Consider the following 21,391-nt stretch of genomic DNA (forward strand, 5'->3'; position numbering starts at 1 on the left):
CGGGCCGGTAGATGGAGGCCATGCGGCCATCGTCCACAGGCAATCATGACGGGTATTGCGCCGCAATGGGGATCGTCGGGAGATTCCTTAGGCCGGGACGGCGCTTAGCGTGGCCTTGGGCGATCTCGCATCTGGGGACGAATGGGGGATGACCAGACTCTCGTCCACAAATTCCCGCAATGCTCGCACATCGCCGCGAGGCGTCGCCGATTGGGGACAACCGCACCCTTGTCCCCCGGCGCCCGGTGGACGGTCGGGCTCTCGCCCATAACCCTTCGTTAACCCACAGGCTGGCGAAGAATCATGGGTGCTGTTCCCGCGCCGGCTTGCCGGCGGGGGGCGAATCGAGTCCGGCGCTCTTGGCCTTTCGCGATCCGAAGCGCTATCAAGCCCGGCGTCCTTAAAGAAATCGTTAAAAGGCGAGCGAAATGGCCAAGGGCATCGTACTGGCGTCGAGCAGCGTCCATCGGCGCGAGCTCCTCAAGAATGCCGGCATCGACTTCACCGTGGAGGCGAGCGACCTCGACGAGCGGGCGATCGAGCTACCCCTCCTCGAAAGCGGCGTCTCGCCGGAAGACATTGCGGGCATTCTGGCCGAGGCCAAGGCGACCGACGTCTCGACGCGCCACCAGGGCGCGATCGTGATCGGCGCCGACCAGACCCTGTCGCTCGGCGACGAGGTGCTGCACAAGCCCGCCACGATGGAAGACGCGCGCCGCACGCTGTTGAAGCTCTCCGGCCGCACCCACCATCTCAACAGCGCCGTGGTGCTGGTCGAGGACGGCGCGGTCACCTGGCGCCATGTCGCGACGGCGTCGATCACGCTGCGCGAACTCGATCCCGGCTTCATCGGCCGCTATCTCGCCCATACCGGCCCAAAGGCGCTGACCAGCGTCGGCGCCTACCAGATCGAGAAGGAGGGGATCCAGCTGATGGAATCGATCGAGGGCGACTTCTTCACCATCATCGGGCTGCCGCTGCTGCCGCTGGTCAAGGAATTGCAGCGTCGCGGAGAGATCGATGGCTGAGCAGGACTGGACACCCGAGCCCTATGTCAGCGGCGCCGAGCGCCCGCGCGGCGAAGGGTCGATCTTCGATCCCAACCTCGTTCAGGCAGCGACGGAGGGCCCGCGCGCCTTCGTCACCGGCTGGCCGGTCTGGCACTCGCGCTCGCCGATGATCCACCGCGCCTGGCTGAAGCAGTTCGGCCTGCCGGGCTCCTATGATCGCGTCGGCGTGCCGCCGGAGGAGATCGGCGAATTCTTCAAGACCCTGCGCCGACAAGGTTTCGTCGGCGGCAACGTTACGCTGCCGCACAAGCTGGCGGCACTCGATGCGGTCGCGCGCCGAGACGCTGCGGCTGAGGCCATCGGCGCGGTCAACACGCTGTGGTTCGAGAAATCCGGCCGGCTCGTCGGCGGCAACACCGATGCCTACGGTTTTGCGGCAAATCTCGATGCGCAGCTGCCCGGCTGGGCCGATGCCGGCACCGCGACGGTGCTCGGCGCCGGCGGCGCAGCGCGGGCGGTGATCTTCGCGCTCCTGAAGGGCGGCATCCCGTCCGTTCGGGTCATCAACCGGACGGTTTCGCGGGCCGGGGAACTTGCCGAGCGCTTCGGGCCGAAGGTCAGCGCCCATGGCGAGGAAGAGAAGCCCGAGCTGCTTGCCTCGAGCGACCTCCTGGTCAACACGACGCCGATTCCCGCGCCGGATCCGGACGACGAGACGCCGGACTGGTTCGCGCCGAAGCTTCCCGATCTTTCGGCGTTGCCCGATCACGCGATGGTCGCCGACATCGTCTACGTGCCGCTGGCAACACCGATCCTTCAGGCCGCCACCGAGCGGGGTCTGCGGACGTCGGACGGGCTCGGCATGCTGCTGCACCAGGCGGTGCCGGGCTTCGAGCGCTGGTTCGGCCGGCGCCCGGCGGTCGACGCGGCGCTGCGCGACGCGATCGTCCGCGACATCGAAAGCGGCGTCTGATGATCGTGCTCTGTCTCACCGGCTCGATCGGCATGGGCAAGACGACGACCTCGCACATGTTCGCGGCCGAGGGCGCGCCGGTGCATTCGGCGGACGCCGTGGTCCACCAGCTCTATGCCGGCAAGGCCGCGCCGCTGATCGAGGCGGCGTTTCCCGAGACGGTGGTGAATGGCGTCGTCGATCGCGAACAGCTTTCCGCCCGGGTGCTCGACGATCCGAAAGCGCTGAAGCGGCTGGAGGCGATCGTCCATCCGCTGGTGCGCGCCGAGGAGGAGGCCTTTCTCGAAGCGGCGCGCCAGCGCAGTGCGCGGCTTGCCGTCCTCGACGTGCCGCTGCTGTTCGAGACGGGTGCCGACAGTCGCTGCGACAGGATCGTCGTGGTGACGGCTCCGCCCGAGGTCCAGCGCGAACGGGTGCTGTCGCGGCCGGGCATGACCGAGGCGAAGCTGGAAGCGATCCTGGCCCGCCAGATGCCGGACGAGGAAAAGCGCGCCCGCGCCGACTTCATCGTCGACACCGGCAACGGCATGGAAGCGGCCCGGCTGGCGGTAAAGGCCATCGTCAAGCGCTGCCGAGCGCTCTAGGCCCCTCTCCTGAAGCCTTGATAATCAGGCCTCTGGCCGGAGCATGCCCTCCGCCAGATGCCGGAACGCCGCCACCGCCTTGTCGAGAACCGCCGGCGGATCGTCGGCGGCGGCGATCCACAGGGCGGCATTCAGCGCTGCGCCGTTGAGCAGCCGGGCTGCCGCCTCGGCATCCAGCCTCTTCAGCGTTCCCTGGTCGATCAGCGCCTGGATCGTCTGCGTGGTCGTGGCAAGGCAGGCGTTCTGGTTCGGCCAGCGCGACGGATCGCCGAGCACGGCCGGCCCATCCAGCAGCATGATGCGCTGGATCTCCGGCTCGAGCGCCATCTCGATATAGGCGATGCTCTCGGCCAGGAAGCCGAGCCACGGCGTCTCGGCACCAGCCTTCGCCGCGCGCATCCGGTCCAGCATCTCGGCGTCGATCTGGTCGATGACGGCCTGCAGCAGCCCCTTCTTGTCGCCGAAATTGTGATAGAGCGCGCCGCGCGTCAGGCCGGCCTCGGCCGTCAGCTCGTCCATCGATGCCGCGGCATATCCCTTGGCGGCGAAGGCGCGCCGTGCGGCGTGAACCAGCTTGCCGCGGGTTTCCTCCACCATCTCTGCTCGACGTTTCCCGGCCACGGCTAATCCTCCTTCGCATACGTGAAGTATGCGTATTGACATACGGCGCGTATGCCATCACCTATGCACATACGCGACGTATATCAATCCTGCCCCCGACGACAGTGGGCGCCGCGGCGTGCGGCAGACGGACATAACGGTCGATTGCCGCAAGTTCTCACAACAGGAGTGCCACGATGGCCCAGCGCGATGCGATCTTCCCTGCCGGACGGCAGGCCCTCTACGACATCAACAAATACTCGGCCGCCATCCGGTCGGCTGACCTCCTGTTCGTCTCCGGACAGGTCGGCAGCCGCGAGGACGGCTCTCCCGAGCCCGACTTCCAGGCGCAGGTCCAATTGGCCTTCGACAATCTCGCCGCCGTGCTGACGGCAGCCGGCGCCACGTTCGACGACATCGTCGATGTCACGACGTTCCACACCGATCCGGAAACCCAGTTCGCCGCCGTCAACGCCGTCCGCGCGACCGTCTTCGGCGAGCCGCCTTACCCGAACTGGACCGCGGTTGGCGTCAACTGGCTCGCCGGGTTCGATTTCGAGATCAAGGTGATCGCGCGCCTGCCCCGCTGATCACGCTGGCAGCATGGGCCGAAAGAACATAGAGAGAACATACACTTAAGCTGGTGGATAGGGGCGCGTCGCCGTCCCTGTCGCCTTGCCTCGTCGACCCGCCTGCCCGACAAGGAGACCGGAAGCGGAGTATCCCATGCGCGAAATCGTCTTCGACACGGAAACCACCGGGCTCGATCCGGCGGTCGAGCGCGTGGTCGAGATCGGCGCCGTGGAACTGTGGAACCACATCCCGACGGGCCGGAACTATCACACCTTCGTGCGTCCGGCCGGCCGCAAGGTCGATCCCGCCGCCTTCGACGTCCACGGCATCTCCGACGCGTTCCTCGCCGACAAGCCGCTGTTCGAGGAGGTCGCGGACGATTTCCTCGAATTCTTTGCGGGGGCGCGGCTGATCGCCCACAATGCCGCGTTCGACGTGCAGTTTCTCAATGCCGAGCTGGCGCGGATCGGCCAGCCGCCGATCGATTCCAGCATGGTGATCGACACGCTGCCGATGGCGCGGCGCAAGTTCCCGATGGCCCCGGCGACGCTCGACGCCCTCTGCTCGCGCTTCTCGGTCGACACCAGCCGCCGCGACAAGCACGGGGCGCTGCTGGATTCCGAGCTCCTCGCCGAGGTCTATATCGAGCTGATCGGCGGCCGGCAGGCGGCCTTGGGCCTCGTCGTCGACACCGGCGAGCCGCTGGAAGGGTCGGAAGAGGATCTCGGCCGCATCGCGCCGCGGCCGGTGCCGTTGCCGCCGCGTCTCTCGGCTGACGAGATCGTCGCCCATGCCGGCTTCGTCGCCAGTCTCGGCAAGGACGCGCTGTGGTGGCGCTACATCGAGCGACCGGAACCGGCGGCTGCGGCGTCCTGATCGACTGCAGTCTGAAAATGAAAAGGCCGGCGACATCGAGCGATGCGCCGGCCTTTCTCGTCTGCGATCTGCGCCGGGGCGCGGCGTCGCCTCAGGTCGTCTGGACCTGCTGGCGGGCGCGTTCCTCGGCCATGCGCTGCTGGAACAGCTGCGCGAAGTCGATCGGGTCGATCATCAGCGGCGGGAAGCCGCCATTGCGGGTGACGTCGGCGATCACCTGCCGCGCGAACGGGAAGAGCAGCCGCGGGCACTCGATGAACAGCACCGGCAGGAGATGCTCCTGCGGGAAGTTCTGCAGCTTGAAGACGCCGCCATAGTCGAGCTCGACATTGAACATCAGGTCGGCGCCCTCGCCGGCCTTGGCGTTGAGGCTCAGCCGCACGTCGTACTCGCCCTCGGTGCCCTGGATCGGGTTGGCACCGACATTGACGCCGATGTTGATCGCCGGGGCCTTCTTCTGGCCGCGCAGGGCCGCCGGCGCATTGGGGCTCTCGAAGGACATGTCGCGGATGTACTGGGTGAGGATGTTGATGCTCGGCGGCGTGGCCGATGCCGGCGTCGCCGGCGTGCCGCCGTTGCCGCCGGACTGATGGTCGGTGGTGTCGGACATGACTGCTCCCGTCTCGCTTGTATCGTCGGCTTGGCGACCGCCTGAAGCGGCTCGTGCCGGGCTTGGGTCGGCCGGTCGCCGCAGGGCTGGCCGGCCTGAAAGATCGGCCGGAGCGCTATCATGCGGGCGCTATCAGGACAAGGCGAGGCGCGCCCGGCTGAGAAAGACGACCCTCAGTGCAGGATGCGGCGCGGCGGTTCGCCGTCGGGGCCGGCCTGCCCGTCCGTGCCGCGCCAGGGCGACGTCGGATCCGGCCGACGCTCGAACTCGGCGCCCGACAGGTCGACGACGTCCGGATCGCCGCGCGGCGCGGGCCCCGGACCACGGCCGAAACCGCTGGACGCGACCACGACGACCCGGGCCTTCAGGAAATTCCAGACCGCGTCGCGGATCGCCGGCACGAACAGGAGGAACCCGAGCGTGTCGGTGACCAGGCCCGGCGTCAGCAGGAGCACGCCGGCAATGGCGATCATCACGCCGTTGACGAGTTCGCGCGCCGGCACCCGCCCGGCCCGTGTCTCGGCCTGGATGCGGGTCAGCGTGTCGATCCCCTGGCGCCGCAGCAGCAGCGTCCCGAAGATCGCGGTAACGACCACGAGTCCCAGCGTCGGCCACAGGCCGATCAGGTTGCCGACGAGGATGAAGACGGCGATCTCGAGGATCGGGATCACCAGAAGCAGGACCGGGATCAGGGCAAGGGGCATGGTCGGGTTCTCCGGCAAAAGCTCTTCCGGCGTCCCGCCGGGGTGTCGCGGCATCCGGTTCGGACCGTTCGCTGCGATCACAGAGATAGGAACGGTCGAAAGGAATTTGAATGCGTTGCCGTGCGTCTCTATATGGGGACGACAAGTGGTTCGGCTGAGAGGTGGCGGCGCGCAATGAGTTTTGGGACGATCTTCTTCATAGTGCTGGCGGTGATCGTCCTCTTTCAGCTGCGTAACGTGCTCGGCCGCCGCACTGGCAACGAGCGCCCGCCGTTCGATCCCTATACGCGCACCGAAAAGCCGCGAGAGGATGCCGCCGCCGGCGGCAACGTCGTCACGCTGCCGCACCGGCGCCTGCCGGACAACGGCGAGCCCGCGACCCCGCGCCAGCCTTACGAGACCATCGACGCGGTGGCGCCGACGGGAACGCCGCTGAACGCCGAGCTGCGGCGCATCTACGACAACGATCCGTCCTTCGATCCGAAGGAATTCCTCGAGGGCGCCAAGATCGCCTACGAGATGATCGTCACGGCCTTCGCCGACGGCGACCGCAAGCTCTTGAAAAACCTGCTGACTCCAGAGGTCTACCAGGGCTTCGAGCAGGCGATCATCGACCGCGAATCGCGCGGGGAGCGCATGCAGTCCTCCTTCGTCGGCATCGACGACGCGACGCTGGTCTCGGCCGAGCTAAAGGCCCGCGAGGCGCTGGTCACCGTGCGCATCGTCGCGCAGATGATCACCGCGGTTGTCACGCAGTCGGGCGAGGTCACCGATGGCGATCCGGAAACCGTCGTCGAGGTGAAGGACGTCTGGACGTTCTCGCGCGACACGCGGTCGCGCGATCCGAACTGGAAGCTCGCCGGCACCGAATCCGAAGAAGGCTGAGCCGAGGGCGATGGTCGCCTTCCGCCGCCGCCGCTTCGCCGACCTGCCCGAATGGGCGGCGGCGGATCACGGGCTCGCCCACGCCGCCTTTCGTCGCAGCGCCGAGCAGCTCGTTTCCGGGGCATTCCGGACCGGCACGCTCGGCATCGCGGCGGCTGCCTTCCGTGACGCTGCGGCGTCGGCCCTCGCGACTGAACGCGATGATGCGGTAGCCCGGGCCTTTTTCGAAGAGTATTTCGTTCCGCTGCAGATCGTCCCCGACGCCGCCGCGACCGACGGCGAGCACGGTTTCGTGACCGGCTATTACGAACCGGTCGTCGAGGCCTCGGCGATCAAGACGCCGCGCTTCCGCTTTCCGCTCTACGTACCGCCGCCGGAGCTGGTGAAGATCGACGACGTGTCGCGGCCGCCGGGCATGGATCCGTCTTTCCGGTTTGCCCGGCGCAAATCCTGCGGGCTGCTCGAGGAACATCCGGACCGCGCCGCCATCGAGGCAGGCCTCCTGCGCGGCCGCGGGCTGGAAATCGCCTGGCTTGCCGATCCCGTCGACGCGTTCTTCATCCACATACAGGGCTCCGCCCGGCTCGAGCTGACCGACGGGCGTCAGATGCGGGTCGGGTTTGCCGCCAAGTCCGGCCACGAATTCACGGCGATCGGCCGGCTGCTGGTCGATGCCGGCGAGCTGACCCTCGCCGAGGCGGACATGGACGGCATCCGCGCCTGGCTCGCGGCGCATCCCGAACGCCAGCGCGCGCTGTTCGATCGCAACCGCTCCTTCATCTTCTTCCGCGAGGCGGCGGTCGACGATGCCTCGCTCGGCCCGGTCGGCGCGGCGCAGGTGCCGCTGACGGCGCTCGCCTCGATCGCCGTCGACCGGGAACTGGCAACCTTCGGCGTGCCCTACTTCATCGCGGCCTCCCAGCTTCGGATCGGCGGCCGGCCGTTCAACCGGCTGATGATCGCCCAGGATACCGGCTCGGCGATCATCGGGCCGGCGCGGGCGGACATTTATGTCGGCTCCGGGTTCGAGGCCGGCCGCGTCGCCGGGCGCATCCGCGACGCCGCCGATTTCACTGTGCTGGTGCCGCCGCGCCTCGCCGAGAGCCTGGCGCGATGAGGCGCCGGCGCGGCCTCAGCACCGAGGAAGCCCGACTCTGGGCGGGCGTCGCGCGATCCGCGATCCCGCTGAAGGGTCGGTCCTATCCACCGCTGCCGCCGGAGATCCGGGTGGAAAAGCCGGCCGCCCCGGCAAAACCCGCCGCCGCCAAGCCAAATGCCGTGCTTGCCCCCGTTCGGCCAGCGCCCGAGCCGGCCGCCCGCCTCAGCCAGCACGCGATCGAGAAGCCGACGCGCCGCAAGCTCGCCAAGGGACGCCTGGCGATCGACGCGCGCATCGACCTGCACGAGATGACCCAGCAGCGCGCCCATGACGCCCTGGTGAGCTTCCTGCGCCAGGCACAGGCGATGGGGCTGCGACATGTGCTGGTGATTACCGGCCGTGGCGGCACCGCCGGCTCGGCCTTCGGCTCCCGTGGCGTGTTGCGGCGGGTGGTGCCGCAATGGTTCGCCGGTCCCGAGTTCCGCCCCCTCGTCTCCGGCTTCGATAGCGCCGAGCGCCATCACGGCGGCGACGGCGCGCTCTATGTCCGGGTGCGGCGACCGCGATGACCCCGTTCGGCGAACGCATCCGGGCGCTGCGCAAGGAGCGTGGTGTCACCCAGGGCCAGATGGCGGCCGCGCTCAATGTGTCGAGCGCCTACCTCTCGGCGCTGGAGCATGGCCGACGGGGCCGGCCCACATGGGACCTCCTGCAGCGGATCATCGGCTATCTCAACGTGATCTGGGACGACGCCGAGGAGCTCGAGCGCCTGGCGGCCCTGTCGCATCCCAAGGTGACGGTGGAGACCGCCGGGCTGAGCGCCGAGGCGACGACGCTCGCCAACCGTCTGGCCGAGTCGATCGCGATCCTGGCACCGGACGACATCCGGAAGATCCTGACGGAGGTCGAGCAGGCCGCGGAACGCGCCGAAGCGGCGGTGCGGGAGAAGCGCCGCCGCCAGGCAGCCGGCAAGGGCCGCGGTTTCACGTGAAACTGCCTGCTTTAACCTGGCATTAACCATGCCAGGCGGAACGTGGGGGATGGGGCCGCAAGCCGGTCCGCTCTTGCCCGGTGCCATGCCGAATGTGCCGACTTCTCGCCTATGCCGGCCCGCCGATCCTCCTGGAAAAGCTGCTCGTCGAGCCGCGCGCCTCGCTGATCTCGCAGTCGCTGGCGGCGCGCGAGGCACGCACCATCGTCAACGGCGACGGCTGCGGCATCGGCTGGTATGGCGAGCGGCCGGAGCCGGGTGTCTATCGCGGCATATTGCCAGCCTGGTCCGACGCCAACCTCGTCTCGCTCTGCCGACAGATCCGCTCGCCGATGTTCGTCGCGCATGTCCGTTCGGCGACCTCCGGCGAGGTGTCCACCGCCAATTGCCATCCCTTCACAGACGGCCGGCACCTGTTCATGCATAACGGCCAGATCGGCGGTTATCCGACGCTGCGCCGGGCGGTCGATGCGATGATCCCCGACGCGCTGTATGCACGCCGCCGCGGCACCAGCGATTCCGAAGCGATCTTCCTGGCTTCCTTGGGCAATGGCCTGGACGAGGACCCGGTCGGCGCCCTCGGCGCGACGCTTGCGGCCATCGAGTCAGAGGCGGCCAGGCAGGGCGTCGCCGAGCCGCTGCGCTTTGCCGCGGTGCATGCCGATGGCGACCGTCTGTGGGCCTATCGCTGGTCCAGCGACGGCCATCCGCCGACGCTCTACTGGCGCCAGGCCGGCGATGGCGTCGTCGTTGCCTCCGAGCCCTGCGATGCGGGCTCCGAGACCTGGAGCATGGTGCCGCCCGACTCCGTCATGACGATCGGCCGGGACGGATCGCGCGAGATCAGCGCCTTCCGCCGACCGGCCGTCACGCGTCAGGCGGCCTGAAGCCGGCCCAACCTCAGCCCATGAAAAAGGGCAGGCGCCGAAGCGGCCCGCCCTCCTTCTGAAGTCCGTTCGAACCGCGTGCCGGTCCTACTGCTCGCGCGTCAGGCGCAGGATGGCAGACGTGTCGGCATCCGGATCTTCGGTGACGGCGTAGACCGCCCCGTCCGGGCCGACGCGCACGTCGCGGATGCGGGCATCCAGCGGCACCCGCTCCTCGAAGGCGACCTGTTCGCCATTTTCGTCCAGATGGACGACGACGAGGCCGGTTGTCACGAGTCCGCCGACCAGGAATGCGTCCTCCCAGCTCGGGAACTCATCGCCGTCGTAGAGCGCCATGCCGGACGGTCCGATCACCGGATCCCAGTAATAGACCGGCTGCTCCATGCCTTCCTGGCTGGTGCGGCCCGGACCGACTTCCTCACCCGAATAGGCGATGCCGTAGGTGATGGCTGGCCAGCCGTAGTTCAGGCCGGCTTCCGGCATGTTGAGCTCGTCGCCGCCGCGCGGGCCGTGCTCGATGGTCCACAGACGGCCGTCGGCGTCCAGCGCGGCCGACTGCAGGTTGCGGTGCCCCCAGCTCCAGATTTCCGGCTGGATCTTGGCGTGCTCCACGAACGGGTTGTCGGCGATCGCCTCGCCAGTTTCCGGATCGATGCGGAAGACCTTGCCGAGGCCCGAAACGAGGCTCTGGGCCTCGTCGCGGATCGGCGTGTCTGACCGCTCGCCGACCGTCACGTACAGATGGCCCTCCGGCGAGAACACCAGGCGCGAGCCGAAATGCTTGTCGCCGTCATAGGTCGGCATCTGCTGGAAGATGACCTCGACATCCTCGAGGCTGCCGCCGCCATTGTCGTCGAGGTTGAGCGTCGCGCGGGCGACCGACGTGCCGTTGCCGCCGTCACGCGGCTCGGCGAACGAGAAGAAGATGCGGTTGGTGGTCTCGAAGTCCGGCGCCAGCGCCACGTCGAGCAGGCCGCCCTGGCCGGCCGAAGCCACCTCGATCATGCCGCTGAGCGCAGGGCCCGCCTCGCCTTCAGCGGAGATCACGTGGAAGTCGCCTTCCTTGGCGGTGACCAGCATGCGGTCGTCCGGCAGGAACTCCATGGCCCAGAGCTGCGGCAGGCCCTCGGCAAAAGTCTCGACCGCCACGTCCGGCATCTCGCTCGGCTGCGGCGCGCGCGTCTGGCCGGGGAATGCCGGCTCCTGATCGGGCGCGTTGGCAGCCGCGGTCTCGACCGGCTCGCCGGCCGGAATACCCTGATCGCCCTCGGCAGGCGGCTGGCCTTCGACCTGCTCGACGGGCGACGCATCGCCGGTCGAGCCCTGGGAATGGGCCGGCACGACGGCAAGACCCGCCGACAGGACGGTTCCGGTGAGCAGCATAGTGAGTGTCTTCATGGGAAAATCTCCTCGAAGAAGGCATTGCGATGCGACCGAAATCGGCCGCTGCGATGACGTCCCACATGGGGCGCAGGCCGGCGGAGGAAACGAAAAAGCCCCGCGCCGGGGGCGCGGGGCCGTTCACTTAAAATCTATGGAACGCTGGCAAGAACGACGGAACGCTGGCGGCTGGCGCGTGTCCTCAGAGGATGAAGCGCGACAGGTCGACGTTTCCGGCGATACCGTCCAGCGCCTTGTGGACATAGGCGGCATCGACCCGATAGCTCTCGCCGCCCTTGTCGGGCGCCTCGAACGAGATGTCGTCGAGCACCCGCTCCATCACCGTCTGCAGCCGCCGTGCGCCGATATTCTCGATCGAGCCGTTGAGCGAGACCGCGAGGTCGGCGATGGCGTCGATGGCGTCGTCGGTGATCTCCAGGTCGACGTTCTCGGTCTTCATCAGCGCGACGTACTGCTTGATCAGCGAGGCCTCGGTTTCGGTGAGGATGCGGCGGAAATCCTCCTTGGTCAGCGCCCGCAGCTCGACGCGGATCGGCAGGCGGCCCTGCAGCTCCGGCAACAGGTCCGACGGCTTGGAGACGTGGAACGCGCCCGAGGCGATGAACAGGATGTGATCGGTCTTCACCGGCCCGTGCTTGGTCGCGACCGTCGTGCCCTCCACCAACGGCAGCAGGTCGCGCTGCACGCCTTCGCGGGAAACGCCGGCGCCGCCATGGCCGTCCTTGTTCGCCACCTTGTCGATCTCGTCGAGGAACACGATGCCGTTGTTCTCGACCGCCGAGACCGCCTCGCGGACCAGTTGCTCCTGGTCGAGCAGCTTGTCGGATTCCTCGCCGATCAGCAGCTCGTAGCTCTCCTTGACGCTGGTCCGGCGCTGCTTGGTGCGCTGGCCGCCCATCTTGCCGAACATTTCGGACAGGTTGAGCACGCCGATATTGGCGCCCGGCATGCCGGGGATCTCCATGCCGCCCATCGGGTTGCCGGAATCGGCGATCTCGATGTCGATCTCCTTGTCGTCGAGTTCGCCGGAGCGCAGCTTCTTGCGGAAGGAATCGCGCGTCGCCGGCGAGGCGGTCTTGCCGACCAGCGCGTCGAGGACGCGCTCTTCAGCGCCCTGATGGGCTTTCGCCTTGACCTCCTCGCGTTTCTTCTCGCGGACCAGGCCGATGCCGATCTCGACCAGGTCGCGGATGATCTGCTCGACGTCACGGCCAACATAGCCGACCTCGGTGAACTTGGTCGCCTCGACCTTGATGAAGGGCGCCCCGGCGAGCCGGGCGAGACGGCGGGAGATCTCGGTCTTGCCGACGCCGGTGGGTCCGATCATCAGGATGTTCTTCGGCATCACCTCTTCGCGCAGCGAGCCTTCCAGCTGCTGCCGGCGCCAGCGGTTGCGCAACGCGACGGCGACCGCGCGCTTGGCGTCTTTCTGGCCGATGATGTGCCGATCGAGTTCGGAAACGATCTCGCGGGGGGAAAAATCTGACATGGATATCTTCTTTTCGGGGGGTGCCGCCCCGTGTCGGCGGCCAATCGGTCGGCGCCAGCTTCAAGCGCCTCGCCGCTAGATGGGTGTCCCGGCCGGCGGCTGCCACCCCGGTGGCCACGACCGGGTGCGGCTCCCCGGCAAGGGTTCAATCTCGCCGGGATTGCGGCCACAATGGCGAGGACCCGAATCGCGGTCGAATCGACGGGACAACTGGATCGGATAGCGAGCACGGCATGCCGTCTGGAATGCGCGGGGACAACAGCAATGAAAGCTTGGACGAGGGCCGCGGTGAAAGCCGCGCGGCCTGCTCGCCACCCCTGCGGATCGCCGGCATGAACGGCGCCCTGGCGCGTCTTGCCGCCTTTGCGGCGGACTGGGACGAGCCGCTGCTGCACCAGCTTCTCGACGACGTCGCCGGCGATTACGGGTTCTCGCACGCGGCAGCGCTGGCCATGCCCTCCACCGACGATGGCGGCACGGCGACGCGGTTCCTGTTCGGCAACTGGTCGGACGGCTTCGTGCGCAGCTACGATCAGCTCGGGCTGCATCGCTTCAAGCTGGTGGTGGGCGCGCTGAAGACCGATCCGATGCCCTTCGTCTGGGACATCGACACGCTGTACGGCGCCGACGAGCCCGACCCCAGCCCGGCCGCCCGGATGCTGCTCGCCGAATCCTGTCTCGCCGGGGCGCTGTTTCCGGTGCACGGGCTGACCGCCTTCAACGGCGCGCTGTCGCTGGCCGGAGCGAAACCCGACGTCTCGGCGCAGGCGCTGCGCGAGCTGCATGTCTTCGCCTTCGCGCTTTTCGGCATGCTGGCGGCGGCCCGCTTCGAGGAAAATCGCCGCAACAATCCGCTGTCGGGGCGCGAACGCGACTGCCTGAAGCTGGCGATGCTGGGCAAGACCTCCTCGGAGATCGGCCTCATCCTGTCCCTGTCGGAATACACGATCTCGCAATATCTGACCGCGGCGCAGCGCAAGATGAACGCCTCCAACCGAACCCATGCCGTCGCCCTCGCCGCGCAGCTCGGCTATCTGTCCTGACCGGTTCGGCAGCCATGGGGCCGCAAACTTGAACGTGCTGCCCAAAGGCGTCCGGCACATGCCCGGGCATCTGGACCGCGAGGCGCAGATCGCGCTGCTGGACAGCATCCGCGCGGTGGTGGCTGAGGCACCGCTCTATGACCCGGAAATGCCCCGGACCGGCAAGAAGCTGTCGGTGCGCATGACCAATTGCGGTCCGCTCGGCTGGGTCGCCGACCGCAACGGCTATCGCTACCAGCCGAACCACCCGGTCACCGGCGCGCCCTGGCCGGCCATGCCGGCCTCGCTGCTGGCGCTGTGGGAGGAGGTTTCGGCCTACGACCATCCGCCGGAGGCCTGCCTGATCAATTTCTACGCCGAGACCGCGAAGATGGGCCTCCACCAGGACCGCGACGAGAAGGATTTCGCGGCGCCCGTAGTGTCGATCTCGCTCGGCGACGACTGCCTGTTCCGCATCGGCGAGACGACGCGGGGCGGGCGAACGACCTCGCTGCGGCTGGGCTCCGGCGACGTTGTCATCCTCGGCGGCGAAGGGCGGCTCTGCCATCACGGCGTCGACCGGATCTACCCGGCGACCTCGACGCTCCTGAAGAATGGCGGCCGGATCAACCTGACGCTGCGCCGGGTGACCGTTCCGGGCTGATCGGCCGGCCGATCGCGGAGCGCGTCCGCTGCGCTCAGATCTTGCGCAGCGCCACCTGTTCGATGAGGTGGTTCGGGCCCTTGCGCAGGATCAGGTCGGCGCGCGGCCGGGTCGGCAGGATGTTCTCGTAGAGGTTCTTGCCGTTGATGTCCCGCCACAGCGCCTCGGCGATAGCCAGTGCCTCGTCCTCGGGGATCTGCGAGTAGCGGTGGAAGAACGAATCCGCCTCGCGGAAGGCGGTTTCGCGCAGCCGCATGAACCGTTCGACATACCAGCGGCGGATTTCCGCCTCGTCGGCGTCGATATAGATCGAATGATCGAAGAAGTCGGAGACGAACGGCACCGCCTTGCCGTCCTTCGGCATCTCGCGCACCTGCAGGACGTTCAGCCCCTCGAAGATCAATATGTCCGGCCGGTCGATGGTGATCCGCTGGCCGGGCACGACGTCGTAGACGAAATGCGAATAGACCGGCGCCTCGACGCGCGGCCGGCCAGCCTTGATGTCGGAGAGGAAGCGCAGGATCGACCCGACGTCGTAGCTCTCCGGAAAGCCCTTGCGCTGCATCAGCCCCTCGGCCTCCAGCACGGCATTCGGATAGAGGAAGCCGTCGGTGGTGACGAGATCGACCTTGGGGGAGGAGGGCCAGCGGGCCAGGAGCTCCTTCAGGATGCGCGCCGTGGTCGACTTGCCGACCGCCACCGAGCCGGCGATGCCGATGATGAAGGGCGTCTTCTGCACCGTCGCGCCGCCCGACAGGAAGCTCTGGCGCTGGCGAAACAGCAGCTGCGAGGATTCGACATGGGCGTAGAGCAGGCGCGACACCGCCAGGTAGATCCGCGCCACCTCGTCGAGATCGACCGGATCGCCGATCGAGCGCAGCCGGCGGACCTCGTCCTCGGTCAGCGTCATCGGCGCATCGGCCCGGAACTTCGCCCATTCCGCCGCGGTGAAGACGCGGTAGGGAGAAAATTTCGAGGGGGTCAGCTGGTCCATCATTCGCTGGACGTACCGGCCTTGGGCGTGCCCGGCCGGGCAGCCTTTTCGGCGATGCCGCTCTGGCTGGTGCGGCGCCCGAGCTCGGCCATGACGTCGGCGAGCGGGATCTGCCGGACCTGCAGCAGCACGACGAGGTGATAGAGCAGGTCGGCGCTTTCCGCGACGAGGCTCGCATCGTCCTCGGCGACGGCGGCGATCACCGTTTCGCTCGCCTCCTCGCCGAGCTTCTTGGCGACGTGCTTTGCGCCGCGCGCCGCCAGCGTCGCCGTGTAGGACGCCTGCGTGTCACCGGATGCGATCCGCGCGGCGACGATGGTCTCGAGATCGGCGAGGGTGAACTGCAAGCTGCAAGCCTTTCGATGAGCCGGGCGATCAGCTCCGATGGACGGACGCCTGGAAAGCCGGATCGAGCCGCATCGGGATGCCGGCCTGTGCCATGTGGGCCTTGGCCTCGGCGATCGTGTGGGTGCCGAAATGGAAGATCGAGGCGGCGAGCACGGCCGCCGCATGGCCGTCGCGCACGCCCGCGACCAGATGGTCGAGCGTGCCGACCCCGCCCGAGGCGATGACAGGCACGGCGACGGCGTCGGCGACGGCGCGGGTGAGGTCGATGTCGAAGCCGGACTTGGTGCCGTCGCGGTCCATCGAGGTCAGCAGGATCTCGCCGGCCCCGAGCGAAACGACACGGCGGGCGAACTCGACCGCGTCGATGCCCGTTGCGGTGCGGCCGCCATGGGTGAAGATTTCCCAGCGCGGCGCCGCCTCGGTGCCGGCGACGCGCCGCGCGTCGATGGCGACGACGATGCACTGGTCGCCGAATTTGTGCGCCGCCTCGGCGACGAGTTCGGGGCGCAGCACCGCGGCGGTGTTGATCGACACCTTGTCGGCACCGGCCAGCAGCAGGCGGCGCACGTCCGCGACGGTGCGCACGCCGCCGCCGACGGTGACCGGCATGAAGCACTGCTCGGCCGTCCGGGAGACGACGTCGAAGATCGTCTCGCGATTGTCGGAGGAAGCGGTGATGTCGAGGAAGCAGAGCTCGTCGGCGCCGGCGGCGTCATAGGCGCGCGCCGCCTCGACCGGGTCGCCGGCATCGACCAGGCCCTGGAAATTGACGCCCTTGACCACCCGCCCGTCCTTGACGTCGAGGCAGGGAATGATGCGTGCCTTGAGGGTCATGGAAAGCGCCTGGTCTGCCGCGGCGCGGCGTGCGCCACGGCGACGGCCCCGGCGGCGCCTTGCTGGCAAAAAGGGTTCGGATCGGGAACGGGCATCGTCAGGGGCGTCGGCCGTTTGCTGTGCTGGTGCGCGCCTTATGCGACGCCGCGAGGGAACTCGGCAAGAGGCAGCGCGAATCGGCTCCGGGTGACCGGCCATCGCCGCGGCCTTGCCCAGCCGCGGAAATCGCCTGCCGACTTGCCGGCCAATGCCTGTATAGGCTTGGCGCAACCACCGTCCGGTCGGACGAAGCAGCCATCAGCAGGAAGCCTGATCGTGACATCGCAAGAGACCCTGGCCACGCGATCGGTCGTCGCCGGCGACCTCACCGTCGCCTATCTCGAGGCCGGGCCGGCGTCGGGCCTGCCGGTGCTGTGCCTGCACGGTGCGGTGCAGACCAAATCCGTCTGGCGCCCGCAGATCGCCGGCCTTGCGAGCGACTATCGCCTGCTGGCGCCGGATCTGCGCGGCCATGGCGAGACGCTGGGCGACACGACGGAAATGTCGGTCGAGAGCCTGGCGGTGGACGCGTTCCGCTTTCTCGACGCGCTGGGGGTCGAACGCGCCGCGATCTGCGGTGTCTCGCTGGGCGGCATGGTGGCGCTGGAAATGGCGGCGCAGCGGCCGGAGCGGGTCGCCGCCCTGGTGCTCGCCGACACGCCGCTGGCGCTGTCGCTCAACGGGCCGCTGCGGGCGGCGCTGGAGTGGCTGGGGCCGCAGCGCATCCTGCCGGCGGCCTTCGCCGTCCTCGGCCAGCACCGCACGGCGCGGTGGGGCATTGCCGGCGCGAAGAAGATATTCGGCAAGGAATGGGTCGGTGCGGACGCCGAGCGGCATTTCGTCGACGGCTTTTCGTCCATGCCGGCCGATGCCGTGGTCGCCGCCTATGCGGCGATCGTCGCGGCCGATCCGGCAGCGATCCGCGCCCTCGACATCGCCTGCCTCGTCGTCATCGGCCGCCACGAGACGCAGCTGGTCATCGACCACGCCGGCGAGATCGCCCGCCGCATCGGCCGGGCCGAGATCGTCACCGTCGAGGCTGGGCACGTCTCAAACCTCGACGCGCCGGAGGCGTTCAACGCCGCAGTCAAGTCGTTCCTGGCCGAACTGCCGTAACAGTCGGCGCTCGGTGGTGCTGCTCTCAGCCCGCGGCGCTAAGCACGCGCAGCGCCTCGGCGGCGTCGATCCGGCCGTCATAGAGCGCCCGCCCGGAGATCGCGCCCTCGAGCAGCTGCGCGTCCGGCATGGTGAGCCGCGCCACGTCGGCGATCGAGGCGAGGCCGCCCGAGGCGATCACCGGGATCGACACGGCACCGGCGAGGTCGATCGTCGCCTCCCAGTTGATGCCCGCCAGGATCCCGTCGCGGTCGACATCGGTGTAGATGATCGCCGCGACGCCGGCGTCCTCGAACTGGCGGGCAAGGTCGACCGCGGTCAGCTGCGAGGTCTCCGCCCAGCCTTCGACCGCCACCTTGCCGCCCTTGGCGTCGATGCCGACGGCGATGCGGCCGGGAAAGCGCTTCGCCGCTTGCCTGACGAGCTCGGGGTCGCGCACCGCGACGGTGCCGAGGATCACCCGCGACAGGCCCTTGTCGAGCCAGGCTTCGATGTCGGCCATGGTCCTTATGCCGCCGCCGAGCTGCACGCGCATGGTGCTGCCGACCGCCGCGATGATCGCGTCGACGGCGGCGCCGTTGACCGCCCGGCCCGCGAAGGCGCCGTTGAGATCGACGACATGAAGATGGGTGAAGCCGGCATCGCGGAACTCACGCGCCTGCGCCGCCGGATCGGCGTTGTAGACCGTCGCCTCTTCCATCAGCCCGAGCTTGAGGCGCACGCAGGCGCCGTCCTTGAGGTCGATGGCGGGAAAGAGAATGGGCATGGGCTCTCGCAGAAGGCTCGGGGAGACCGCTTCTTCCACCATGAAGCCCGTCCGGCAAGCCCGGATGCGTCGTCCGCCTGCCTACCGGTCGCGCCGGTTGCGGGCGCGGAGGCGTGGCGCGATGATCCAGGCGATCGGCGCGGCGAGGACGAAGCTCGCCACCACGACGACCGGGATGATGTACGGCCAGGCCTCGGAGATCTCCGGGAAGCTCAGCACCAGGATGATGCCGAAGCCGAAGATCACGGCGTTGATCATGCCGTAGAGCAGCATCGCGATTCGGAAACGTGTCGACATGCCTGGCCTCGGCGTCAGGAGGGATTCGCCCTACCCCGATACCGCGCCTGCCGACCCGGCGGATTGACCTGAATCATGTGGCGGCTGCCGATCCGGCGTCCTAGGGCTTCCATTTCAGGAAATTGCCGATCAGCGCGAGGCCGAGCGCCTGGCTCTTTTCCGGATGGAACTGCGTGCCGGCCTTGTTGCCGCTTGCGACGATCGCCGTGACCTCGCCGCCATATTCGGCGCCCGCCAGAATGTCGGCCTCGTTCTCGGCGACGAGGTGGTAGGAGTGGACGAAATAGGCGTGCAGCCCCGCCTCGCCGGTGGGAATGCCGGCGAGCAGCGCATGATCGCGATGCGCCTTGATGGTGTTCCAGCCGATCTGCGGCACCTTCAGCGCCGGGTCCGACGGCGTGATGTGGACGACGTCGCCGGGGATCCAGCCGAAGCCTTGCGTGACGGCCTTCTCGTGGCCGCGCGAGGCCATCAGCTGCATGCCGACGCAGATCCCGAGAAACGGTTTCGCCTGGGCTTCGACCGCCTCGCGCAGCGCTTCGGTCAGGCCCGGCACCGCGTCGATGCCGGCCCGGCAGTCGGCGAAGGCGCCGACGCCCGGCAGCACGATCCGGTCGGCCCGGCGGACCGTCTCGGGATCGTCGGTGAGGATGATCTCGGCGTCGGCGCCCGCCTCGCTCGCAGCGCGCTCGAAGGCCTTGGCGGCCGAGCGAAGATTGCCGGAGCCGTAGTCGATGATGGCGACTGTCTGCATGGGTCAGCGGGCCTTCATGGCGTCAAAAAAGCCGCCGGTCGCGGCAGGGCGCGGAGCGCGCGGCGCAGTCTTCCAGGGCGCCTGGGCGAGAACCGGCGCGGGCGCGGCGATCGCGGGCCGGGACGTGCCGTAATAGATCAGCTCGGCTTCGGCGCGATCATCGGCGTGGAAGGCGGCTGTCTCGCGCCAGCCCTTGCGGCGGTATTTCGCGGCGCGCAGGCTCGGCCCCTCCAGCGCGACGATGAGGCCGAGGAGGATCGGCAGCACCGTCCCGGCGAGGCCGAAGCCCTCGACGCTGCCCAGCCAGGCGAGGCCGAAGCCGGCGACGAGCACGACGACGGCCGAAATCCACAGCCCGTAGCGCAGCAGCCAGAGGAACGGCACCAGCAACGCCCAGACCGAGAACCGGTCGCGCACGAACACCGCTCTGTCGGTGGTGCCCGACGAGGCCGGCGGCTCGAAGACGATGTAGCGGGTCAGCGCCATGGGCCGCTCACGCCAGCATGCCCTTGGTCGAGGGCACGAGGTCGCCCTGGCGCGGATCGATCGCGACGGCGTCGCCCAGTACCCGGGCCACCGCCTTGAAGCAGGTTTCGGCGACGTGGTGGGCGTTGGTGCCGGTGAGATTGGTGATGTGCAGCGTCACGCCGGCGTTCTGCGCCAGGGCCTGGAAGAACTCCTGCACCAGCTCGGTATCGAAGCTGCCGATCTTTTCTCGCTGGAAGCGCGCGTCGAAGACCAGGAACGGCCGGCCCGAGACGTCGATCGCCGCGCGGGTCAGGCATTCGTCCATGGCGAGGTCGAGCGAGGCGTAACGGCGGATGCCGCGGCGCTCGCCGAGCGCCTTTCGGATCGCCTGGCCGAGCGCGATGCCGGTGTCCTCCACCGTGTGGTGGTCGTCGATGTGACGGTCGCCGTCGGCTTCGATCTCCATGTCGATCAGCGAGTGGCGCGACAGCTGCTCGAGCATGTGGTCGAAGAAGCCGACGCCGGTGGCGATCGTCGAACGGCCGGTGCCGTCGAGATCGACGCGCACGCGGATCTTCGTCTCGTTGGTCTTGCGCTCGACGACGGCATCGCGCCGCCCGGCTGTCTCGGCCATCACGTCACCTTCAAGCGGTTGCGCCCGGCTTCTATCACTCGGCCCGCGTCGATGCCAACTGGCGGGGCCCAACTTGGAAAAACCCGTCCGAGCGCCCACATGCGGCCCGGATCGGCGACCGCCGCGCCTGTCGGGCGGCGGCCTGCCGGATGAAAGGATCACGAAGAATGAGCATGGAAAGCCACGACCCGGCGACGATGTACGGCACCACGATCGTCGCCGTCCGCAAGGGCGGCAAGGTGGTGATCGCCGGCGACGGCCAGGTCTCGCTCGGCAACACGGTGATGAAGGGCAACGCCCGCAAGGTCCGCCGCATCGGCAAGGGCGGCGAGGTCATCGCCGGCTTCGCCGGGGCGACGGCCGACGCCTTCACCCTGCTGGAGCGGCTCGAGGCCAAGCTCGAGCAGTATCCCGACCAGCTGATGCGCGCCTGCGTCGAACTCGCCAAGGACTGGCGCACCGACCGCTATCTGCGCCGGCTGGAGGCGATGATGATCGTTGCGGATCGCCAGGTGACGCTGACGCTGACCGGCAACGGCGACGTGCTGGAGCCCGAGCATGGCGTCATCGCCATCGGCTCCGGCGGCAATTTCGCCCTGGCCGCGGCGCGCGCACTGGCCGACACCGAGTACGATGCCGAGGAGATCGCCCGACGCGCCATGAAGATCGCCGGTGAGATCTGCATCTACACCAACGGCAACGTCGTCTTCGAAAGCCTCGACGAAGCCGCCTGAGCGGCATGGCCTGACGGCCTTGCCTCTCATTTAAAGACC

Annotated in this window: 27 protein-coding genes; 14 read left to right on the plus strand and 13 right to left on the minus strand. The window is 68.4% G+C overall.

Going from position 1 to position 21,391, the window contains the following annotated elements:
• The first annotated feature begins 428 nt into the window (after positions 1-428).
• Genes GTW51_RS16935 through coaE form a run of 3 tightly spaced genes read left to right on the plus strand, consistent with a single transcriptional unit; the run spans position 429 to position 2,567 of the window.
• Positions 429-1,028 (plus strand): Maf-like protein, encoded by a 600-nt coding sequence (locus GTW51_RS16935; protein ID WP_163045221.1) that lies wholly within the window; start codon positions 429-431, stop codon positions 1,026-1,028.
• Positions 1,021-1,983: a shikimate dehydrogenase gene (locus GTW51_RS16940; protein ID WP_163045222.1), complete on the plus strand. Its 963-nt coding sequence runs from the start codon at positions 1,021-1,023 to the stop codon at positions 1,981-1,983. Before GTW51_RS16935 ends, GTW51_RS16940 begins: the two co-directional genes overlap by 8 nt.
• The gene (gene coaE, locus GTW51_RS16945) at positions 1,983-2,567 is read left to right on the plus strand and encodes a dephospho-CoA kinase (RefSeq protein WP_163045223.1); all 585 of its coding nucleotides are present in this window, start codon (positions 1,983-1,985) and stop codon (positions 2,565-2,567) included. Before GTW51_RS16940 ends, coaE begins: the two co-directional genes overlap by 1 nt.
• A 24-nt stretch (positions 2,568-2,591) precedes the next feature.
• On the opposite strand, the gene GTW51_RS16950 is transcribed toward coaE, so the two are convergent.
• Positions 2,592-3,188, minus strand: a complete 597-nt coding sequence (locus GTW51_RS16950) for a TetR/AcrR family transcriptional regulator (protein ID WP_343034043.1) — start codon at positions 3,186-3,188, stop codon at positions 2,592-2,594.
• Positions 3,189-3,364: 176 nt separating this feature from the next.
• On the opposite strand from GTW51_RS16950, the gene GTW51_RS16955 reads away from it, so the two are divergent.
• Complete coding sequence (locus GTW51_RS16955; protein ID WP_163045224.1) at positions 3,365-3,757, plus strand: RidA family protein; 393 nt, start codon at positions 3,365-3,367, stop codon at positions 3,755-3,757.
• A 136-nt stretch (positions 3,758-3,893) separates the two neighbouring features.
• On the plus strand, positions 3,894-4,616 hold the full coding sequence (dnaQ, locus tag GTW51_RS16960; RefSeq protein ID WP_163045225.1) for a DNA polymerase III subunit epsilon: 723 nt from the start codon (positions 3,894-3,896) through the stop codon (positions 4,614-4,616).
• A gap of 91 nt (positions 4,617-4,707) precedes the next feature.
• Here the strand turns inward: dnaQ and secB are convergent, their stop codons facing one another.
• Both secB and GTW51_RS16970 read right to left on the minus strand, forming a co-directional pair.
• Positions 4,708-5,226, minus strand: a complete 519-nt coding sequence (gene secB, locus GTW51_RS16965) for a protein-export chaperone SecB (protein ID WP_163045226.1) — start codon at positions 5,224-5,226, stop codon at positions 4,708-4,710.
• Positions 5,227-5,399: 173 nt separating this feature from the next.
• The gene (locus GTW51_RS16970; RefSeq protein ID WP_163045227.1) at positions 5,400-5,930 is read right to left on the minus strand and encodes an FxsA family protein; all 531 of its coding nucleotides are present in this window, start codon (positions 5,928-5,930) and stop codon (positions 5,400-5,402) included.
• 174 nt (positions 5,931-6,104) lie between these two features.
• On the opposite strand from GTW51_RS16970, the gene GTW51_RS16975 reads away from it, so the two are divergent.
• From GTW51_RS16975 to GTW51_RS16995, 5 genes are all read left to right on the plus strand, one after another.
• The gene (locus tag GTW51_RS16975) at positions 6,105-6,815 is read left to right on the plus strand and encodes a Tim44/TimA family putative adaptor protein (protein WP_163045228.1); all 711 of its coding nucleotides are present in this window, start codon (positions 6,105-6,107) and stop codon (positions 6,813-6,815) included.
• Between the two features lie 10 nt (positions 6,816-6,825).
• The gene (gene mltA / locus GTW51_RS16980; RefSeq protein ID WP_163045229.1) at positions 6,826-7,932 is read left to right on the plus strand and encodes a murein transglycosylase A; all 1,107 of its coding nucleotides are present in this window, start codon (positions 6,826-6,828) and stop codon (positions 7,930-7,932) included.
• Positions 7,929-8,483: a Smr/MutS family protein gene (locus GTW51_RS16985; RefSeq protein WP_163045230.1), complete on the plus strand. Its 555-nt coding sequence runs from the start codon at positions 7,929-7,931 to the stop codon at positions 8,481-8,483. Before mltA ends, GTW51_RS16985 begins: the two co-directional genes overlap by 4 nt.
• Positions 8,480-8,905: a helix-turn-helix domain-containing protein gene (locus tag GTW51_RS16990; protein WP_163045231.1), complete on the plus strand. Its 426-nt coding sequence runs from the start codon at positions 8,480-8,482 to the stop codon at positions 8,903-8,905. Before GTW51_RS16985 ends, GTW51_RS16990 begins: the two co-directional genes overlap by 4 nt.
• Before the next feature lie 92 nt (positions 8,906-8,997).
• Positions 8,998-9,792, plus strand: coding sequence for a class II glutamine amidotransferase (locus GTW51_RS16995; protein ID WP_163045232.1), 795 nt, complete (start codon positions 8,998-9,000; stop codon positions 9,790-9,792).
• An 87-nt stretch (positions 9,793-9,879) separates the two neighbouring features.
• On the opposite strand, the gene GTW51_RS17000 is transcribed toward GTW51_RS16995, so the two are convergent.
• Both GTW51_RS17000 and hslU read right to left on the minus strand, forming a co-directional pair.
• Positions 9,880-11,190: a PQQ-dependent sugar dehydrogenase gene (locus GTW51_RS17000; protein ID WP_163045233.1), complete on the minus strand. Its 1,311-nt coding sequence runs from the start codon at positions 11,188-11,190 to the stop codon at positions 9,880-9,882.
• 184 nt (positions 11,191-11,374) lie between these two features.
• Positions 11,375-12,682 carry an ATP-dependent protease ATPase subunit HslU gene (gene hslU / locus GTW51_RS17005; protein ID WP_163045234.1) on the minus strand — a complete coding sequence of 436 codons (1,308 nt, stop codon included), beginning with the start codon at positions 12,680-12,682 and terminating at the stop codon, positions 11,375-11,377.
• A 332-nt stretch (positions 12,683-13,014) separates the two neighbouring features.
• Here hslU and GTW51_RS17010 point away from each other — a divergent pair, with 332 nt between their 5' ends.
• A complete protein-coding gene (locus GTW51_RS17010; protein ID WP_203566143.1) occupies positions 13,015-13,725 on the plus strand; it encodes a helix-turn-helix transcriptional regulator in 711 nt (236 codons plus the stop codon).
• A 28-nt stretch (positions 13,726-13,753) separates the two neighbouring features.
• A complete protein-coding gene (locus GTW51_RS17015; protein ID WP_163045235.1) occupies positions 13,754-14,368 on the plus strand; it encodes an alpha-ketoglutarate-dependent dioxygenase AlkB family protein in 615 nt (204 codons plus the stop codon).
• 34 nt (positions 14,369-14,402) lie between these two features.
• On the opposite strand, the gene coaA is transcribed toward GTW51_RS17015, so the two are convergent.
• Genes coaA through hisF form a run of 3 tightly spaced genes read right to left on the minus strand, consistent with a single transcriptional unit; the run spans position 14,403 to position 16,544 of the window.
• On the minus strand, positions 14,403-15,362 hold the full coding sequence (gene coaA / locus GTW51_RS17020) for a type I pantothenate kinase (RefSeq protein ID WP_163045266.1): 960 nt from the start codon (positions 15,360-15,362) through the stop codon (positions 14,403-14,405).
• Positions 15,362-15,709: a phosphoribosyl-ATP diphosphatase gene (locus GTW51_RS17025; protein WP_163045236.1), complete on the minus strand. Its 348-nt coding sequence runs from the start codon at positions 15,707-15,709 to the stop codon at positions 15,362-15,364. Before GTW51_RS17025 ends, coaA begins: the two co-directional genes overlap by 1 nt.
• Before the next feature lie 28 nt (positions 15,710-15,737).
• On the minus strand, positions 15,738-16,544 hold the full coding sequence (gene hisF, locus GTW51_RS17030; RefSeq protein WP_163045237.1) for an imidazole glycerol phosphate synthase subunit HisF: 807 nt from the start codon (positions 16,542-16,544) through the stop codon (positions 15,738-15,740).
• 315 nt (positions 16,545-16,859) lie between these two features.
• Between hisF and GTW51_RS17035 the strand changes: the two genes are divergently transcribed.
• Positions 16,860-17,699, plus strand: a complete 840-nt coding sequence (locus GTW51_RS17035; RefSeq protein ID WP_163045238.1) for an alpha/beta fold hydrolase — start codon at positions 16,860-16,862, stop codon at positions 17,697-17,699.
• 25 nt (positions 17,700-17,724) lie between these two features.
• Here the strand turns inward: GTW51_RS17035 and hisA are convergent, their stop codons facing one another.
• From hisA to hisB, 5 genes are all read right to left on the minus strand, one after another.
• Positions 17,725-18,465, minus strand: a complete 741-nt coding sequence (gene hisA / locus GTW51_RS17040; protein ID WP_163045239.1) for a 1-(5-phosphoribosyl)-5-[(5-phosphoribosylamino)methylideneamino]imidazole-4-carboxamide isomerase — start codon at positions 18,463-18,465, stop codon at positions 17,725-17,727.
• A gap of 81 nt (positions 18,466-18,546) precedes the next feature.
• The gene (locus tag GTW51_RS17045; protein ID WP_163045240.1) at positions 18,547-18,762 is read right to left on the minus strand and encodes a hypothetical protein; all 216 of its coding nucleotides are present in this window, start codon (positions 18,760-18,762) and stop codon (positions 18,547-18,549) included.
• A gap of 100 nt (positions 18,763-18,862) precedes the next feature.
• Positions 18,863-19,516, minus strand: coding sequence for an imidazole glycerol phosphate synthase subunit HisH (hisH, locus tag GTW51_RS17050; protein ID WP_163045241.1), 654 nt, complete (start codon positions 19,514-19,516; stop codon positions 18,863-18,865).
• Positions 19,517-19,519: 3 nt separating this feature from the next.
• Positions 19,520-20,002: a DUF2628 domain-containing protein gene (locus tag GTW51_RS17055; protein ID WP_163045242.1), complete on the minus strand. Its 483-nt coding sequence runs from the start codon at positions 20,000-20,002 to the stop codon at positions 19,520-19,522.
• A 7-nt stretch (positions 20,003-20,009) separates the two neighbouring features.
• Positions 20,010-20,618 carry an imidazoleglycerol-phosphate dehydratase HisB gene (gene hisB, locus GTW51_RS17060; protein ID WP_163045243.1) on the minus strand — a complete coding sequence of 203 codons (609 nt, stop codon included), beginning with the start codon at positions 20,616-20,618 and terminating at the stop codon, positions 20,010-20,012.
• A 173-nt stretch (positions 20,619-20,791) separates the two neighbouring features.
• Between hisB and hslV the strand changes: the two genes are divergently transcribed.
• Entirely contained in the window at positions 20,792-21,352 is a 561-nt protein-coding gene (gene hslV / locus GTW51_RS17065) for an ATP-dependent protease subunit HslV (protein ID WP_163045267.1), read from the plus strand.
• The last annotated feature ends 39 nt before the right edge of the window (positions 21,353-21,391 follow it).

The organism is Aurantimonas aggregata, assembly GCF_010500835.1.
Taxonomy (GTDB): Bacteria; Pseudomonadota; Alphaproteobacteria; order Rhizobiales; family Rhizobiaceae; genus Aurantimonas; species Aurantimonas aggregata.